The 16220-nt window shown below is 73.3% G+C and carries 15 protein-coding genes; 11 read left to right on the plus strand and 4 right to left on the minus strand.

The window, feature by feature from the left end:
• Positions 1–55: 55 nt before the first annotated feature.
• The 3 genes from ACIGXM_RS03180 to ACIGXM_RS03190 all read right to left on the minus strand — a co-directional run bounded on the left by ACIGXM_RS03180 (position 56) and on the right by ACIGXM_RS03190 (position 3243).
• Entirely contained in the window at positions 56–550 is a 495-nt protein-coding gene (locus ACIGXM_RS03180) for a hypothetical protein (RefSeq protein ID WP_396556234.1), read from the minus strand.
• Positions 551–841: 291 nt separating this feature from the next.
• Positions 842–1984, minus strand: coding sequence for a DegT/DnrJ/EryC1/StrS family aminotransferase (locus ACIGXM_RS03185; protein ID WP_396556236.1), 1143 nt, complete (start codon positions 1982–1984; stop codon positions 842–844).
• Positions 1981–3243: a DegT/DnrJ/EryC1/StrS family aminotransferase gene (locus ACIGXM_RS03190; RefSeq protein ID WP_396556238.1), complete on the minus strand. Its 1263-nt coding sequence runs from the start codon at positions 3241–3243 to the stop codon at positions 1981–1983. Before ACIGXM_RS03190 ends, ACIGXM_RS03185 begins: the two co-directional genes overlap by 4 nt.
• Before the next feature lie 326 nt (positions 3244–3569).
• Here ACIGXM_RS03190 and ACIGXM_RS03195 point away from each other — a divergent pair, with 326 nt between their 5' ends.
• The 10 genes from ACIGXM_RS03195 (at position 3570) to ACIGXM_RS03240 (ending at position 12608) form a co-directional block, all read left to right on the plus strand.
• Complete coding sequence (locus ACIGXM_RS03195) at positions 3570–4610, plus strand: Gfo/Idh/MocA family oxidoreductase (RefSeq protein ID WP_396556240.1); 1041 nt, start codon at positions 3570–3572, stop codon at positions 4608–4610.
• Entirely contained in the window at positions 4600–5526 is a 927-nt protein-coding gene (locus ACIGXM_RS03200; RefSeq protein WP_396556242.1) for a sugar phosphate isomerase/epimerase family protein, read from the plus strand. The genes ACIGXM_RS03195 and ACIGXM_RS03200 overlap by 11 nt, the downstream gene beginning before the upstream one ends.
• A complete protein-coding gene (locus ACIGXM_RS03205; RefSeq protein WP_396556244.1) occupies positions 5520–6869 on the plus strand; it encodes a M20/M25/M40 family metallo-hydrolase in 1350 nt (449 codons plus the stop codon). The genes ACIGXM_RS03200 and ACIGXM_RS03205 overlap by 7 nt, the downstream gene beginning before the upstream one ends.
• 82 nt (positions 6870–6951) lie before the next feature.
• The gene (locus ACIGXM_RS03210) at positions 6952–8148 is read left to right on the plus strand and encodes an Ldh family oxidoreductase (protein ID WP_396556246.1); all 1197 of its coding nucleotides are present in this window, start codon (positions 6952–6954) and stop codon (positions 8146–8148) included.
• Complete coding sequence (locus ACIGXM_RS03215) at positions 8145–9101, plus strand: Gfo/Idh/MocA family protein (protein WP_396556248.1); 957 nt, start codon at positions 8145–8147, stop codon at positions 9099–9101. The genes ACIGXM_RS03210 and ACIGXM_RS03215 overlap by 4 nt, the downstream gene beginning before the upstream one ends.
• On the plus strand, positions 9098–9523 hold the full coding sequence (locus ACIGXM_RS03220; protein WP_396556250.1) for a DUF6917 domain-containing protein: 426 nt from the start codon (positions 9098–9100) through the stop codon (positions 9521–9523). Before ACIGXM_RS03215 ends, ACIGXM_RS03220 begins: the two co-directional genes overlap by 4 nt.
• A 361-nt stretch (positions 9524–9884) precedes the next feature.
• Positions 9885–10025: a hypothetical protein gene (locus ACIGXM_RS03225; RefSeq protein ID WP_396556252.1), complete on the plus strand. Its 141-nt coding sequence runs from the start codon at positions 9885–9887 to the stop codon at positions 10023–10025.
• A 62-nt stretch (positions 10026–10087) separates the two neighbouring features.
• Entirely contained in the window at positions 10088–10381 is a 294-nt protein-coding gene (locus ACIGXM_RS03230) for a Dabb family protein (RefSeq protein ID WP_396556254.1), read from the plus strand.
• 253 nt (positions 10382–10634) lie between these two features.
• Entirely contained in the window at positions 10635–11498 is an 864-nt protein-coding gene (locus tag ACIGXM_RS03235; protein ID WP_396556256.1) for an RNA polymerase sigma factor SigF, read from the plus strand.
• Between the two features lie 174 nt (positions 11499–11672).
• Positions 11673–12608 carry an RNA polymerase sigma factor SigF gene (locus tag ACIGXM_RS03240; RefSeq protein WP_396556258.1) on the plus strand — a complete coding sequence of 312 codons (936 nt, stop codon included), beginning with the start codon at positions 11673–11675 and terminating at the stop codon, positions 12606–12608.
• Between the two features lie 8 nt (positions 12609–12616).
• Here ACIGXM_RS03240 and ACIGXM_RS03245 read toward each other — a convergent pair whose 3' ends face one another.
• Positions 12617–13528, minus strand: coding sequence for a tyrosine-protein phosphatase (locus ACIGXM_RS03245; RefSeq protein WP_396556260.1), 912 nt, complete (start codon positions 13526–13528; stop codon positions 12617–12619).
• Between the two features lie 414 nt (positions 13529–13942).
• Here ACIGXM_RS03245 and ACIGXM_RS03250 point away from each other — a divergent pair, with 414 nt between their 5' ends.
• Positions 13943–16174: a hypothetical protein gene (locus ACIGXM_RS03250; protein ID WP_396556262.1), complete on the plus strand. Its 2232-nt coding sequence runs from the start codon at positions 13943–13945 to the stop codon at positions 16172–16174.
• The last annotated feature ends 46 nt before the right edge of the window (positions 16175–16220 follow it).

Here is a 16220-nt window from a genome sequence, read left to right on the forward strand (position 1 = left end):
GCGAACGAAGGGGAGCCGCCGACGAGTCGGCGGCTCCCCGCGTACTGCGTCAGGCTCAGCTGAAGTTCAGGTCGTAGACGCCCTGCTGGCGCGGCTGGAGCCGGGCCTCGCCGGTGATGCCCTCGAACGCGCCGGTGCCGCCACTGACGACGCCGGTGACCGGGCGGTCGTCGGGGCGGCCCGGGTCGTTGCTGATCGGCAGCACGACGCTGAAGGAGATCTTGCCCTGGTCCTTGATCTCGATCAGGCCGGTGCAGAAGACCTCGTCGGTCCTGCCGCCGATCCGGTCCTTGTCGCAGAGGTCGTAGGCGGTGCCGATGAAGTTACCGTTGGTGTCCCTGACCCGAGCGGTGCCGCCGAAGGCGCTGCCCACCGACTGGGCCGAGCCGGCCTCGTCATTGGTGCCGTTGAAGTCCAGGGTGAGGGACGGCACGTTCGCCACCCGCACCGACTGGCTGCTCGCCAGAGCAGGGACGGTCAGCGCGCCGACCGTCCCGACCGCGAGACCGGCGATCGCGAGGGCGACGGAACGCTTGGCCGTGAGTTGCATGGGTCCTCCTTGGACGCGCCGGGCCCGGTGCCCGACTGCGGCGCCAGTTGATCACAGCGGGGATTCAGTCGATCACTCTGCGTGTCGCGATGGATCGGACGGCCGCCTCCCTTGTGCACCAAGGGATCTCGCGGTCCCGCGGGCGCCACGAGGGGCCGCACCGACAGTCACCAAGATCACCCGGATGGACGTTGATCTTCACTCGCACGGCGGGCCCGTGGCGACCGGCGTTGACCGGCACCACGGGCCCGTTCGTAGTCGTGCGATCCGCCAACCAGGCGGCAAGGAGGGTCAGTTGAGGGCGAACTCGGTGACCGCGTCGGCGATCCGCTCGACCTGGGTGTCCGTCAGGTGCGGATAGACCGGGATGGACAGCGCCCGCGCGGCGGCCAGGTCGGCGGCCGGGCAGTCCGCGCCCGGCCGGGCGTAGCGCTGGAAGGCCGGCTGCCGGGGCAGCGCCTGCGGATAGTAGGCGTGCGAGGCCACCCCGCTGGCGGCCAGGTGGTCGCGCAGCGCGTCCCGCCGCTCGGCGAGCAACGTGTAGACGTAGTAGCAGCGGCCCTCGACACCCGGCGGCGGGGCCAGCACCCCGCGCTCGGCGAGCGGGGCGAACCGCTCGCCGTAGTAGGCCGCGATCTCGGCCCGGCGGGCCAGCCGGGCGGGCAGGCCGGGCAGCCGGTGCAGCTGGAAGGCCGCCTGCAGTTCGTCGAAGCGGCTGTTCCAGCCGATCCGGTGGTGTCGGAAGCGCTCTCGGCCGTCCTGCCCGTGGTTGCGCAACATCCTCACCGCGCGCCCGAGTTCGGCGTCCCGGGTGACCACCACACCGCCCTCGCCGGCCATCCCGAAGGTCTTCACCTGGACGAACGAGTACACCCCGGCCTCGCCCCACAGGCCTGCCGGACGGCCGGCCAGTACGCCGCCCTGGGCCACCGCGGAGTCCTCCGGCAGCCGCAGGCCGTGCCGCTCGGCCAGCGCCGCCACGGCCGGCATGTCGGCCATCACCGAGAACACGTGCGCGGGCATCAACGCCTTGGTGCGCGAGGTGATCCGGCTCGCCATCGACTCCGGATCGACCACCATCAGCCACGGGTCGACGTCGGCGAAGACCGGCACCGCGCCCACGCTCAGCACGCTGGAGGCCAGCGGCGCGCAGCCGAAGGCCGGCACCACCACCTCGTCCCCCGGGCCGATCCCCATCGCGGCCAGGATCAGGGTGAGCCCCGAGGTGCCGCTGCCGCAGGCGATCACGTCGGCCGCGCCCAGTTGCTCGGCCAACTCCCCTTCCAGCCGCGCGGTCCGCTCGCCCAGGATGAAGCGCTGGGCGGGGTGGGTGCCGGTCTCCCGGAGCAGCCGGAGCAGCACCGCGCGGTCCTCCTCGAAGAGGTCCGGGGGGAAGAACGGGATCAGCGGGCGGGCTTCGATACCGAGGGTCATGCCGGGACTCCTGCCGGGTCGGGCGCGGCGCCGCCGGGGACCGGGTCACCGGTGAGGAAGCCGCGGATCAGCGCGCAGACGGTGTCGACCTGGTCGAGTTCGAGGTCGGGGTAGAGCGGCAGCGCCACCGCGCGGGTGCAGGCCGCCTCGGCGACCGGGAAGTCGCCCGGGCGGTGGCCGAGCTCCGCGAAGCAGGGCTGCAGGTGCAGCGGGCTCGGGTAGTAGGTCTCGGTCTCCACGCCGTGCCGGGCCAGGTGGGCCACCAGCTCGTCGCGCCGCTCGGTCTCGATCAGGTAGACGTAGAAGACCTGGCCCTCGATCCCGCCGACCGGCGGCCGGCGCAGCAGCCCGGGCAGGCCGGCCAGCCGCTGGTCGTAGGCCCGGGCCAGCTCGGCGCGGCGGGCGATGTCGGCGTCCAGCCGGCCGAGCTTGGCGAGCAGCACGGCGGCCTGCAGGTCGTCCATCTTGCTGTTGCAACCGGGCAGCGAGGTGCTGGTGTTGATCGCCGGGAAGTTGCCGATGGTGCGCCCGAACCGGCCGTGGTGGCGCAGCGCGTCGGCGGTCCGGGCGATCGCGTCGTCGTCGGTGAGGATCGCGCCGGCGTCGCCGATCGCGCCGAGGGTCTTGGTCGGGAAGAACGAGAGCACCCCGCCGGCCCCGAACCGGCCCGCGTGGCGGTCGCCGATCCGCATGCCGATCGCCTCCGCGCTGTCCTCCAGCACGGTCAGCCCGTGCCGGTCGGCGATCTCGCCGATCGCCGCCATGTCGGCGAGCCGGTGGAAGAGGTGGACCGGCACCACGAACCTGGTCCGCTCGGTGAGCACCGCCTCGAGCCCGGCCGGGTCGAGCGCGTAGCTCTCCGGGTCGATGTCGACGAAGACCGGGCGGCCACCGGCCAGCACCACCGAGCTGGCGCTGGCCACGAAGCTGAACGCCGGGACCACCACCTCGTCGCCCGGCCGCAGTCCGGCCGCGCGCAGCAACAGCACCAGCGCGTCGGTGCCGCTGTTGACGCCGATCACGTGCCGGACACCGGTGTACTCGGCCAGCGCGCGCTCGAAGCGCTCGACCTGGCGGCCGTGCGAGAACTTGCCGTCGTCCAACACCTCGGTGGCGTAGCGCTCGATCAGCGGCCAGAGTTCGGCGTAGCCGCGGGCCTGGCTGAAGAACGGCACCGGGCGGTGCGCGGCGGTCCGCCGCGGCGGACCGCCGTCGGCCGCGGTACCGGCTACGGGACTGGTGGTCGCGGGACGCTGCAACGCTCCCCCTCGGGAGGACGGGATCGGGCGGACGGGATCGGGAGGACGGGATCACCGACGGGGATCGGGATGATCCCGCGCCGGGGGCCCGAGGCTACGTCAACAACACTCGGCAATACCGTCAAAAGAGTGCTGATCGTTGATAATCCACCCTTTCGTGAAGGAACGCCCCAAAGCGAATTGACTTCTCGTCAGCTTGATCGGCAGGCTGTGGCCGGTCGGCGCGGGCGCCCGGCGCTGGCACGCGCCCCTCCCGTGCCACCGGTCCACCGGCAGGCTCCCGTCACTCCAACTCCCCATCCCTTCACGCCTGGAGGCGCTCCGCGATGCTCCGCACCCTGGTCGTCGGTCTCGGCCGCGCGGGCGCCGGGCTGCACATCCCCGTGCTGCTCAGGCTCCGGCGCGAGCCGGGCCGCAGACTCTTCGCGGACGGCCCGATCCTGGCCGTGGACCCGCGGCCGGCGGCGGTGCCCGGCGGACCGGAGGTCCGACTGGTCGCCTCGCCGGCGGCGGCCCGACAACAGCTCGACCCGGCCCGCACGGTGGTCCACCTGTGCACACCACCCGAGGAACGAACCGCCCTGGTCCGCGAGTTGGTGGAGCTCGGGTTCCGCCGGCTGATCATCGAGAAGCCGCTCAGCGCCCACCACAGCGACCTCGCCGCGCTCGCCCGACTGGTCCGCACCGAGCGGCTGGCGGTCTCGGTGGTCGCTCCCTGGCTGGCCAGCACGCTGACCGAGCGGCTGGAGGGGCTGGTCGTCCAGGGCGAACTCGGACCACTGCGGCGGATCTCGGTGCGCCAGCACAAGCCGCGAATCCGCCGCTCGCTGCACACCCACGGCCACCCGACCGCCTTCGACATCGAGATCCCGCACTCGCTCGGGGTCGCGCTGCGCCTCGCCGGGGACGCCGAGGTGGTCCAGGCGGACTGCCAGGACCTGCGGGTCGGCGACCAGCTGCGCCCGGCGCTGGCCTCGGCCCGGCTGGTGCTGGCGCACCGCGGTGGAGTACGCACCGAGATCGTCTCCAACCTGGCCTCGCCGATCCGCGAGCGGCGGATCACGCTGCGCTTCCAACACGGCACGGCGACCGGCCACTACCCGGGCAGCGCGGACGACGAGTACGCCCACCTCCGGCTCTCCGGGCGGCGGCTGAGCTCCCACGAGGTCTTCCCCGACGACTCGCTCAGCCACTACCTGCGGCGCGCCTACGATCGATTCCTGGACGAACGGCCGCTTCCGCCCGCCGAGTTCGAGCAGCATGTCCGGGCGGTCGGGCTGCTCGCCGACGCCAAGCGGATCAGCCGGGCCACCGCCCGCTCCTCCCAACCGGTCGACCGCGAACTGGAGTTGACCCATGCCCGGTGAGCTGACGGCCGGCCCCGGGCTGGACGTGCAACGGATCTTCTACTGCGGAGTGGCCGACGAGGCCGCCCCCGGGATCGCCGACCAGATCGACGTCACCCTCGAACTCGGCTGGCGTGCCGTCGAGTTGCGCACGGTGGACGGCCTCGGAGTGGACCAGCTGAGCGGCCCGGAGTTCGCCCGGGCCGCCGCCCGGATCGCCGAGGCCGGACTGGCGGTACCGGTGGTGGCCTCCCGGATCGGCGGCTGGTCCCGCCCGGTCGACTGCGACTTCGCCGCCGAGCTGGCCGAGCTGGCGGTGCTGGCCGAGCGCTGCGCGGTGCTCGGCACCCGCTTCGTACGGATCATGTCCTACCCCAACGACGGCCGGCCGGACGACGGGTGGGAGCGGGAGGTGGTCCGCCGGATCGGCGCGCTGGCCGACCGGGCCGCCGACGCCGGCCTGGTGCTGCTGCACGAGAACTGCTCGGGCTGGGCCGGCCGGGACGCGACCCGGGCGCTGCGGCTGGTGGCGGCCGTCCGCGAGGACGCCTTCGGCCTGCTCTTCGACACCGGCAACGGCGCCGCGCACGGCTACCGCAGCTACCCGATGCTGCGCGAACTGGCCGGCCACGTCCGGCACGTGCACGTGAAGGACGCGGTCGGCGGGCCCGCGGCCCCCGAGTACCGGCTGCCCGGCGAGGGCGAGGCGCAGGTGACCGAGGTCTTGCGGCTGCTGGCCGAGGGCGGCTACCGGGGCGGCTGGTCGATCGAGCCGCACCTCGCGGTCCGCCCGCACGAGGGGCACCGGGACGGGCCGGCCGAGTGCCGGGCGGCCTTCCTCGCCAGCGGGCGCGCGCTGCGCGCGCTCGCCGAGCGGGTGGCGAGCGGGTCCGGCTGGCGCTCCGGCCCGGCCGGTCTGGAGCGGGTGCCGTGCTGATCCCGACCGGGCCGACCCCCACCGAGCTGATCCCGACCGGGCCGGCTCCCACCGAGCCGGCCGAGGCCGTGCTGACCCCGGCCGACCACCAGCTGCTGCTGGACCTGCTGCGACTGCCCACCGCCGGACCGCTGGAGAGCGGCGACCACTCGGCCCGGCTGGCCGAGGCGCAGCTCCGCTACGCCGACGCCGCCGCGGAGCTCGGCTTCGCCGTGCTGCGACACGGCCCCCCGCAGCGGCACTGGGTCGAGGCACCCGAGGTCCCGCTGCCGGTCCGCACGGCGGCGGCCGCCGACCCGGAGTTCCTGGCCCGCCAGCCGAGCCTGCTGCTGCGCCTCGGCGGCCCGGCGCCGCGCGAACGGACGGTGATGTTCAACGTCCACCTGGACACCGTCGCCGGGGTGCAGCCGGTCGGCCACCACCCCGGCCCGGACGGCGGCCGGTTCACCGGCCGGGGCGCGGTGGACGCCAAGGGCCCGGCGGTCGCGCTGCTGGCCGGCCTACGGGCCGCGCAGGCCGAGCGGCCCGGGCTGGCCGAGCGGATCCGCGTGCTGGTGCAGGCCGTGGCGGGCGAGGAGGGCGGCGCGCTGGGCACCTTCGGCACCCGTCCGCTGGTCGCCGCCGGACACTACGGCCGGCTCAACGTGTTCTGCGAGCCGACCGGCAACCGCGCGCTGCCGCGCTCCACGGCGGCGATGACCGCCCGGATCCGGGTGGCCGGCGAGGACGCCGTCGACGACCGCCCGGCGGCCGGCCACAACGCGACCGTGCTGCTCGGTTTCCTGGCCCAGCACCTGGCCGCGGCCGTCGACCCGGGCGCCGGGCAGCTCTGCGTGGCCGGGCTGCACACCGGCCGGCTGCACAACCGGGTCTACGGCCGGGGCGAGCTGCTGCTCAACCTGGCCTACCCCGACGCCGCCACCGCCGAGCGGCTGGCCACCGCCGTCCCGACCGCCCTCGCGGACGGGCTGCGCGCCTTCGCCGAGCGGTTCGCCGACGTCCCGCTGCTGGCCCGCACGGCGGCCGACGCCGAGCGGATCACCCGGCTGGACTGGCTCAAGCGCGGCCTGCCGGCGCTGACCCCGGACGGCAGCACCGGCGAGTGGCTCGCCCGGCTGCTGGCCACCGCCGGCGTGCCGGCCTGGCCCGCCGACCAGCCCGCCTTCACCTGCGACGCGATCTGGCTGGCCGACCGGCCGGGCACCGCCACCGTGGTGCTCGGGCCGGGCACGCTGGACGGCAACCACGCCCACGCGGAGGGCGAGTTCGTGACCGCCGCGGAGCTGGCCCGCTTCGCCCGGACGGTCGCCGACCTGCTCGCCGCCTTCGACGCCGACCCCTAGGGCCGGTCCCGCGGACCCGGAAGGATCCGCCGGACCGGCCCGAGCCCCCGCTGCCCCACCCGACCCCCGCCGAGGACTCCGCATGTCGCAGCTGACCCCCGCGCCCCCGCCGTCCGCCGCCGAGGAGGGCGACGGCGCCCGCGTCCCCGCCGCCCGGCCGGCCGGCGCCGCGCCCGCCGTGCTGGTGGCCCACGCCGAGCTGCTGCGCTTCACCGCCGCCGTCTTCGAACAACGCGGCGTGCCGGCCGCCCGGGCCGAGCTCGCCGCCGAGGCGCTCTGCTACGGCGACCTCACCGGCCTGACCTCGCACGGCCTGACCAACCTCACCCGGCTCTACCTCCCGCTCTTCGACCAGGGCCGGACCGACCCGGCCGCCGAGCCCGAGGTGCTGGCCGACCTGGGCGCCGCCGTGCTGCTGGACGCCCACCGCGCGCTGGGCCTGTGGGCCGCGCCGGAGGCGATGGACCTCGCGGTCGAGCGGGCCGGGCGGCACGGCGTCGGCCTGGTCTCGGTCCGCGGCGCGACCCACCTCGGCTGCGCGGGCTTCCACACCCTGCGGGCGGCGCGGCGCGGCCGGATCGGGCTGCTCGCCTCCAACTGCGGCCGGCAGCGGATCGCCCGCCCGCCGGGCGGCCGGGTGGCGATGCTCGGCACCAACCCGCTCAGCCTGGCCGCGCCGGCCGGACCGCACCACCCGTTCGTGCTGGACATGAGCACCACGGCGGTCCCCACCGGCCGGATCCGGGCCGCCGCCCGGGCCGGCCAGCGGATCCCGGCCGGCTGGCTGGCCGGCGAGGACGGGCGGCCGGTCACCGACCCGGCCGCCTTCGACCGCGGCGAGGCGCACCTGCTCTGGCTGGGCGGCAGCCCGGAGGGCGGCGCGTACAAGGGGTACGGGCTCGGGCTGGTGGTCGAGGTGCTCGGCGCGCTGCTGGCCGGCGCCGGGCTCGGCCCGGCCGCCGAGGCGCTGACCGGCGACGGCGGCCCGACCGGCCGGGACGACGACATCGGCTTCCTCGCGCTGGCCGTGGCCCCCGGCGCGTTGCGGCCGGCGGCGGAGTTCGACAAGGACGCCGGCGGGCTGTTCGGCAGTCTGCTGGACTGCCCGCCGGTCGAGCCCGGCCGGCCGGTCGGCTACCCGGGGCTGCTGGAGGGCGAGCTGGCCGAGCGACACCGGCGGCAGGGCGTGCCGCTGGCCCCGGCCCGCTACCGCGAGCTGACCGAGCTGGCCGCCACGACCGGCCTGACCGCACCCGCGCCGCTGGGGGCCGGGCGATGACCGCGGCAGGGGCACCGCGCCCGGTCGCGGTGATCGGACTGGGCGTCATCTCCCGGTTCTACCTGGCGGCCCTGGAGCAGGCTCCCGGGCTGCGGGCGGCCGCCGTCTGCGACCTGGAGGAGGCCGCGCTGGCCCCCGCCCGGGCGGCCGGTCTGCCTGCCCACCGGGACCACCGGGCACTGCTGGCGGCCCATCCCGAGCTGGCCGGGGTGATCGTCACCGTGCCCAACGACGCCCACTTCGCGCTCTGCCGCGACCTGCTGACGGCCGGCCTGCCGGTCTGCGTGGAGAAGCCGCTGGCGACCCGCTCGGCCGACGCCCGGGCGCTGGCGGCGCTGGCCGCCGAGCGGCGGGTGCCGCTGCTCACCGCGTTCCACCGGCGCTACAACGCCGAGGCGATCCGACTGGCCGCCGGCTGCCTGGGCCGCACGATCACCAAGGTCACCGTCCGCTACCTGGAGCGGATCGAGGAGCACGTCGGCCGGGACCGCTGGTACCTGGACCCGGCGCGCTGCGGCGGTGGCTGCGTGGCGGACAACGGGCCGAACGCCTTCGACCTGGTCCGGCTGCTGCTCGGCGAGGTCACCGTGGACGCCGCCCGGATCGACCGGGACACGACCGGGCTGGACCGGCAGGCCGTGATCGAACTGACCGCCACCACACCGACCGCCGCCGGCCCGGCGGCACGCGCCCGGGTCGAGCTGGACTGGTCCTACGACGGCGAGTGCAAGGACGTGGAAGTCGAGCTGGCCGACGGTACGGTCCACCGGGCCGACCTGCTGGCCGGCCACCACGGCTTCAAGGCCTCGCTCTGGCACGAGTACCGGGGCATCCTCGCCGCCTTCGAGACCGCCCTGGCCGACCCGGCCGCCCATCAGGACGGCGGGATCGCCGCCCTCGACCTGGTCGAGGCCAGCTACCGGCTCGACCACGACGCGTTGGAGGTCCGATGACCCTGCTGGCCGATCCCCGCCGCACCGAGGACGGCGCCAAGCGCGCCGTCCTCGGCGCGCTGGTCAAGGTGCTGATCCACCGCCGGGAGGAGCGCGGCATGGTGGTCGAGCCGTACGCCGGCCGCTGCGTGCGGGCCGGCGAGCTGCACGAGCTGGTCAGTACGGACGTGACGGACGGGACGCCGGGGACGAGGGTGAACCGGGTGGGCTTCCTGGGGTTCGCCGAGATCTCCCGCGCCGGCGTGATCGACCGCGGGGACACCGTCTGGATCGCCGGCCGGCCGGTCGGCACCGTGCTGGGCTTCGACGCCTGCCACTTCCCCAATCACTACAACATCCTGATCAGCACCGGTGAGCCGGTGACCGGGGCGGAGCTGGACCTGGCGCCGGAGGCCGAGGTCCGCTTCGCGCAGTCCCGGTAGCGAGCCGAATAGGGGGAGCGGCCACGGGGGGCCAGACCGCTCCCCCGACGGAGTTCCCACCACCTGGCGTCGTGTCAGGGGGGAAGCCACGACGCCCGGTCCCACAGCGGGGAACTCCGGATCCACGCACCGACGGATTCCTGCCAGATCCTCGGTACGACCACCATCCTGCCGTCCGCTCCCGTCCCGGGCACCCCGTACAAGGGCCCCTCACCCGGGGACCTTCGTCCCACCGGGTGAACGCGTTGCTCACGCCGTTGGGCCGTCCGGTGGATAAGCTGCCGTTCGGTACGAGCGCGCGGCGACGCATGGACGGCGGAGGAAGCAGGGCGGTTCGATGGCACAGGCAAGGAAGATCGGAATGTACCTGCTACTGATCTTCGTGGTGTACACGATCATCCACTCACCCGCACGCGCGGCGGAGCTGGTCCAGTCGGGTTTCGTCGGGATCTCCGACGCGGCCAAGGCGGTGGGGGCGTTCATGACCGGGCTGGTCAAGTAGTGCCGGCACCGCCGGGTTACCGTGTCCGGGTCCCGCACCCTCACCCCCGCTAGGAGCGCATCGTGATCCGGCACCTGGTCCTGTTCAAGCTCAACGACGGCATCGCCAAGGACGACGAGCGCGCCCTCGCCGCCGCCGAGGGCTTCGAGGGCCTCGACCAGCAGATCCCCGAGCTGCTGGAGTGGCAGACCGGCTGGAACATCAGCCCGCGGGAGGTCGCGTACGACTACGCGATCAACAGCCTGGTCGCCGACCAGGACGCGCTGCAGGCCTACGCCACCCATCCGGCCCACGTCGCGGCGGCGGCGCGGTGGCGGGAGATCGCCACCCTGGTGGTCGCCGACTTCGAGGTCTGATCCCCGCTCCGGCCCTCGATCGCATTCGCACGACCCAACGGCCCCCCGGCCTCCCGGTGGCTCCCCGCGAGCCCCGGGCGGTCCGGGGGGCCGTTCGCACTCCCCGACCGGCTGCCCGCCGGCCGGTCCTGCCCGGTTCACCCGCCCACCAACACGCCTCCATGGGGTGCTTGAACGAACAGCGCCCGGCTTGTGATGCTATGACCGATTTTGCCGGGCAGGACGAGGTGGTGAACCGAGGGAGGGGTGGTCCGTGCGGATCCAGGACGGCACACCGGACACCGGCACCGGTGGCCCCGGCGAGCAGCACGAGCGCCCCGAGGAGCCCCCGGCCCACGACGACACCCCGGGCGGCCGGCCACTCGACGTCCGCACCCTCACCCGAGTGCTCTTCGAGCGCCTCACCGAGCTGCCGGCCGACGCCCCCGAACGCGAGCAGGTCCGGGCCGCCCTGATCGAGGTCAACATCCCGCTGGTGCGCTACGCGGCCACCCGGTTCCGCAGCCGCAACGAGCCGATGGAGGACGTGGTCCAGGTCGGCACGATCGGCCTGATCAACGCGATCGACCGGTTCGACCCGAGCCGCGGCGTGCAGTTCCCGACCTACGCGCTGCCGACCATCCTCGGCGAGATCAAGCGCTACTTCCGCGACAACGTCCGCACCATGCACGTGCCGCGCCGGCTGCAGGAGCTCTGGGTACAGGTCAGCGGCGCGATGGAGGAGCTGACGGTGACCCACGGACGGACCCCCAAGGTGCCCGAGATCGCCGCCAACCTGCGGATCCCGGAGGAGGACGTCCGGGCCTGCCTGGACGCCGGGCGGGCCTACAACGCGGCCTCGCTGGAGGCGGCCCAGGAGCACGAGGGCGGCCTGGCCCTGCTGGACCGGCTGGGCTACGAGGACTCCGCGCTCACCGACGTCGAGCACCGGGACATGGTCCGCCACCTGCTGGTGCAGCTGCCCGAGCGGGAGCGCCGAATCGTGATGCTCCGGTTCTTCGCCAACCTGACGCAGTCGCAGATCAGCAACGAACTGGGGATGTCCCAGATGCACGTCTCGCGGCTGCTCGCGCGGATCCTGACCCGGCTGCGGACCGGCAACTCCTGGGAGGAGTGAGGGGAGCCGGCGGGTCGCTCGGCGTCACCGCCGAGTGACATCTTGCGACGTTCGGGTTTGCCGGGGACCGTGATCCGGTAAGCAAGCGGTTGGGGGGCGCCGCGTGCGGTCGGCGTGCACCGGGGAACCACCGAGCGGCGGCTCCCGTTGGACCAGTCACAAGGGGGTGGGTGCATGTCCGCAGAGCTGGGCAGCACGGAGATCCACGGCAGTACGGCGGTCGCCGAGCACACTGTCTCCGAACACGCCATCCCCGAGCCCGCCGTCCCCGAGCCCGCCGTCCCCGAGCCCGCCGTCCCCGAGCCCGCCGCGGGCCCGATCCCCCGTCAGCAGTCCCCGCTCGGCCCGGGCCTGGACACCCGCACGCTCTCCCGCTCGCTCTTCCGGCGGCTCGCCACCCTGCCCGCGGGCAGCGCCGAGCACACCTACGTCCGGGACACCCTGATCGAGCTCAACCTGCCGCTGGTCCGCTACGCCTCGGCGCGCTTCCGCAGCCGCAACGAGCCGATGGAGGACATCGTCCAGGTCGGCACGATCGGCCTGATCAAGGCGATCGACCGGTTCGACCCGGAGCGCGGGGTGGAGTTCCCGACCTTCGCGATGCCCACCGTGGTCGGCGAGATCAAGCGCTTCTTCCGGGACACCAGCTGGTCGGTCCGGGTGCCGAGGCGGCTGCAGGAGCTGCGGCTGGCGCTCACCAAGGCCGGTGACGAGCTGTCCCAGCGGCTGGACCGCTCACCGACCGTCGCCGAGCTGGCCGCCTGCCTGGGCGTCAGTGAGGAGGACGTGGTGGAGGGCCTGGCGGTGGGCAACGCCTACACCGCGAGCTCGCTGGACTCCGCCCCCGGGGAGGAGGACGGCGAGGGCCCGCTGGCCGAGCGGCTCGGCTACGAGGACCTCGCCCTGGAGGGCGTCGAGTACCGGGAGTCGCTCAAGCCGCTGCTGGCCAAGCTGCCGCCGCGGGAGCGCCGGATCATCATGCTGCGCTTCTTCGGCAACCTGACGCAGTCGCAGATCGGCGACGAGATCGGGATCTCCCAGATGCACGTCTCCCGGCTGCTCACCAAGACCCTCACCCAGCTCCGCGAGGGCCTGATCAGCGAGGGCTGACCGACCCGTCAGCCCTCCACCAGCAGGTTCTTGCGCAGGCCGGAGAGCACGGTGTCGTCCAGCCCCAGGCCGGCCTGCCAGAACGCGTCGAAACTCGGCCAGCCGGCCTCGACCTCGGCGAAGGCCGCGTCCAGGTACGCCAGGTCGGCGCGGAACAGCGGGAGCAGCAGGCTGGGGTCGCTCATCAGGCCACGGGTGCCGAAGCTGTCCACGATCCGCTCGATGATCGCCGCCGAGCGGATGTTGGTCAGCAGGTAGTCCTCGATCACGGCCTCCCGGTCCACGCCGAGCGCGGTCAGCAGGAGGGCCGCCGTCCAGCCGGTGCGGTCCTTGCCCGCGGTGCAGTGGAAGAGCACCGGCGGGCCGTCCGGGGCGGCCAGCAGGCGCAGCACGGCGGCGAACCGCTCGCGGGCGACCGGGTCGGTGACGAACCAGCGGTACAGCCCCGTCATGATCGCGGCGGCCTTGCCGTCGCCGAGCAGCTGGTGCTGCCGGACCGGATCGCGATCGGCCAGCGCGTCGCGCAGCGCGACGTAGATGTCGAAGTCGGCGGCGAAGATCGGCAGGTGGTGCAGGGTGATGCCGTCCGGGTCGGGGGAGTCCAGGCGCACCGGCTCGGCGCTGAGCTCCACGGCCGAGACGTCGGCGACCGGCAGGCCGGGCACCCGGTCCGGGCCGGCCTCGCGCACCTCGTCCAGGCTGCGCAGGTCGACCACGTGCCGCAGGCCGAGGCCGAGCAGCAGCTCCAGGTCCGCCTCGGTGAGCCGGTTGAGGCCGTCGCTGCGCAGGGCCACCCCGCCGCGCAGCACCCGACCGTCGGCCGTCCGGTACCCGCCGAGGTCGCGGGCGTTGACGGCACCGGCCAGGCCCAGGCTGCGGGCGGCCAGCTCGGCGGCGGCCATGGGCGGCTGCTCGGTCACGATGGTTCCTCCTGAAGGAGAGCGGGGATCCGGAGTGCGGGACCCAGACAAGCGTACGAAGGAGCCCGGCCGGCCCGGCGGGCGCACTCGGCCGGCCGCTGGTCACAGGCGTCCCAGGAGGCGCGTTCTGGCTGGCCAGACGGGTTTCATGAGAAAAACTTGACATGTGCTAGCAACGTTGTGCTTCCTTAAGTCTTCCTTAACGCATAGCCGGTGCCCAACATGGCGCCAGGGTGAACGTCTATGACAGATTCGCTGCACTCTCACCCATTCGGCCGCGTCGGCGGCGGCTCCTGCCCCAGGATGGTCCAACAGTGACCCACGCGTTCTTTCCGTGTGAGGCACGGGGGTTCAAGCACATCCGGGGTGGACGCGGGGGCGGTCCGTCCCTGCTCAGGAGGGGAACACCGAACTATGGGTCGAGCGACCCGACGGGCTGCCGCCTGCGCGGCTGCCGGTCTGCTGGCTGCCGGACTGCAGACCGCCACGGCGCACGCCGCCACACAGAACCGAATCGACCTCACCGTCCTCGTGGTGGACGACGGCGGCCCTGCCACCGCCGCCATCACCGCGGAGCTGCAGAGTGAGGGCACGCCCTACACCGTGGTGAAGCTGTCGGACCCGAAGCGGCCGACCATCAACGCCGCGTTCCTCAGCGACACCGTCAACGGCACACCCCGCGCCAAGTTCCAGGGTGTCGTCCTGCCGAACGAGAACCCCTTCGGGACCGGCTCCGCCGAGATGTCCGCACTCGCCTCCTACGAGGCGCAGTTCGGGATCCGACAGATCGACGCGTACACCTACGCGCAGCCGGACGTTGGTCTGAACTACGCTCAGAACCCTGGCTACATCGGTACGTTGGACGGCATGCAGGGCGGCGTCACCAGCGCCGGCCTGAGCGGTCCGTTCAACTACCTCAAGGGCAACGTCCCGTTCGAGAACATCGACCCCAACGTCAGCGAGAGCTACGGCTACTTGGCGACCCCGCTGGGCAACCTGCCGGCCGGCTCCTCGTTCACGCCGCTGGTGGACATGCCGATCCCGGGCACCAGCAGCCGCGGCTCGCTGGTCGGCGAGTACGACCACGACAGCCGGCAGGAACTGGTCGTCACCTTCGTCTACAACCAGTACCAGCAGCAGTACCGGCTGCTGGCCCGCGGGTTCGTGGACTGGCTGACCCAGGGCGTGCACCTCGGCTACGACCAGAACTACTTCGAGGTCCACGTCGACGACCTGTTCCTCTCCGACGACCGCTGGAACAGCACGCTCAAGTGCACGCCGGGCGACGTCACCTGCCCGCCGGACGACAACACGGACAACAACCCGATCCGGATGACGCCGGCCGACGAGCAGTACCTGACGCAGTGGGAGAAGCAGAACAACTTCAAGCTCACCTTCCTCTTCAACGGCGGCGGCAGCGAGGACTGGAAGTCCGACAACAACACCACCACCGACCCGCTGGTGAGCGCGTTCGTGGCGGACCAGAGCAACTACAACTTCATCAACCACACCTACGACCACCCGTTCATCGGCTGCGTCCAGAACACCACCGTGGTGCCCTGGACCTGCGAGACCGACGCCAGCGGCAACGACGTCTGGGTGGACGAGTCGACCATCCAGACCGAGATCCAGGAGAACACCGCCTGGGCCCAGAAGGCCGGTCTGAAGACCGACCCGACCGAGCTGGTCACCGGTGAGCACTCCGGCCTGGTCACCCTGCCGCAGCAGCCCACCGACAACCCCAACCTGGCGCCCGCGTTGGCCGCCGCCGGGGTCAAGTGGACCGGCAGCGACGCCTCCCGCGAGCCCAACCAGCGGGCCGTCGGCAGCTCCACGCTGACCGTGCCGCGCTACCCGATGAACGTCTTCTACAACGTGGCCACGCCGCAGGAGGAGACGGACGAGTACAACTGGATCTACACCAGCAAGGCGGACGGCGGCAGCGGCCTCTGCGAGACCTCGGGCAACTCCACCTGCCTGCCGGCCGCGCTGGACGAGAACACCGGCTACACCTCGTACATCGTCCCGCTGGAGACCCGGATCGACCTCGGGCAGGCGCTCGACAACGACCCGCGCCCGCACTTCATCCACCAGTCCAACTTCGCCGAGGGTCGGATCGCCTACCCGGTGCTGCAGAGCATCCTCGACACCTACAACGGGCTGTACAGCGCCAACGCGCCACTGCAGAACCTGACCGAGGCGAACATCGGCGGCGAGCTGCAGAAGCGCACCGCCTGGGACAACGCGGTGGCGGCCGGCCAGGTCACCGCCTACCGGATCGGCAACACCGTAACGGTCAGTGCCCCCAAGGGGGTTCAGGTCGAGGCCACGATGCCGAACGGCACCACGCAGACCCAGCTGCTCGGTCACAGCGCGTTCGGCAGTCCGTACGCGGGCAGCCTCACCGGCTGGGTGACCCCCGGCACCTTCCAGAGCGCGGTGACACTGCAGCTTCAGTCCGCCGCCGCCCCGGTGGCGGGCACCAGCAACGCGAACGTCGTGAAGGCCGCCGCCGCCAAGGTCGCCCCGGTCGCTCCCAAGGGCACCGTGCCCGCGGGCGTGGCCAAGGCCGTCCCGGCCGGCCCGAGTGACACCACCCGCACCAAGGGCAGCAAGTCGCTCGTCCCGAGCGACACCCAGCAGTAGGCATCACCAGTGCGTCGGTGGAGGCTCTACCGGGCCTCCACCGACG

Source organism: Kitasatospora sp. NPDC052896, assembly GCF_044547075.1.
Classification (GTDB): domain Bacteria; phylum Actinomycetota; class Actinomycetes; order Streptomycetales; family Streptomycetaceae; genus Kitasatospora.

Bases quoted from the DNA above. Each gene is read 5' to 3' on its own strand.
- ACIGXM_RS03180 (WP_396556234.1), bottom strand. From the start codon at position 550: ATGCAACTCACGGCCAAGCGTTCCGTCGCCCTCGCGATCGCCGGTCTC.
- ACIGXM_RS03185 (WP_396556236.1), bottom strand. From the start codon at position 1,984: ATGACCCTCGGTATCGAAGCCCGCCCGCTGATCCCGTTCTTCCCCCCG.
- ACIGXM_RS03195 (WP_396556240.1), top strand. From the start codon at position 3,570: ATGCTCCGCACCCTGGTCGTCGGTCTCGGCCGCGCGGGCGCCGGGCTG.
- ACIGXM_RS03200 (WP_396556242.1), top strand. From the start codon at position 4,600: ATGCCCGGTGAGCTGACGGCCGGCCCCGGGCTGGACGTGCAACGGATC.
- ACIGXM_RS03210 (WP_396556246.1), top strand. From the start codon at position 6,952: ATGTCGCAGCTGACCCCCGCGCCCCCGCCGTCCGCCGCCGAGGAGGGC.
- ACIGXM_RS03215 (WP_396556248.1), top strand. From the start codon at position 8,145: ATGACCGCGGCAGGGGCACCGCGCCCGGTCGCGGTGATCGGACTGGGC.
- ACIGXM_RS03220 (WP_396556250.1), top strand. From the start codon at position 9,098: ATGACCCTGCTGGCCGATCCCCGCCGCACCGAGGACGGCGCCAAGCGC.
- ACIGXM_RS03225 (WP_396556252.1), top strand. From the start codon at position 9,885: ATGTACCTGCTACTGATCTTCGTGGTGTACACGATCATCCACTCACCC.
- ACIGXM_RS03240 (WP_396556258.1), top strand. From the start codon at position 11,673: ATGTCCGCAGAGCTGGGCAGCACGGAGATCCACGGCAGTACGGCGGTC.
- ACIGXM_RS03250 (WP_396556262.1), top strand. From the start codon at position 13,943: ATGGGTCGAGCGACCCGACGGGCTGCCGCCTGCGCGGCTGCCGGTCTG.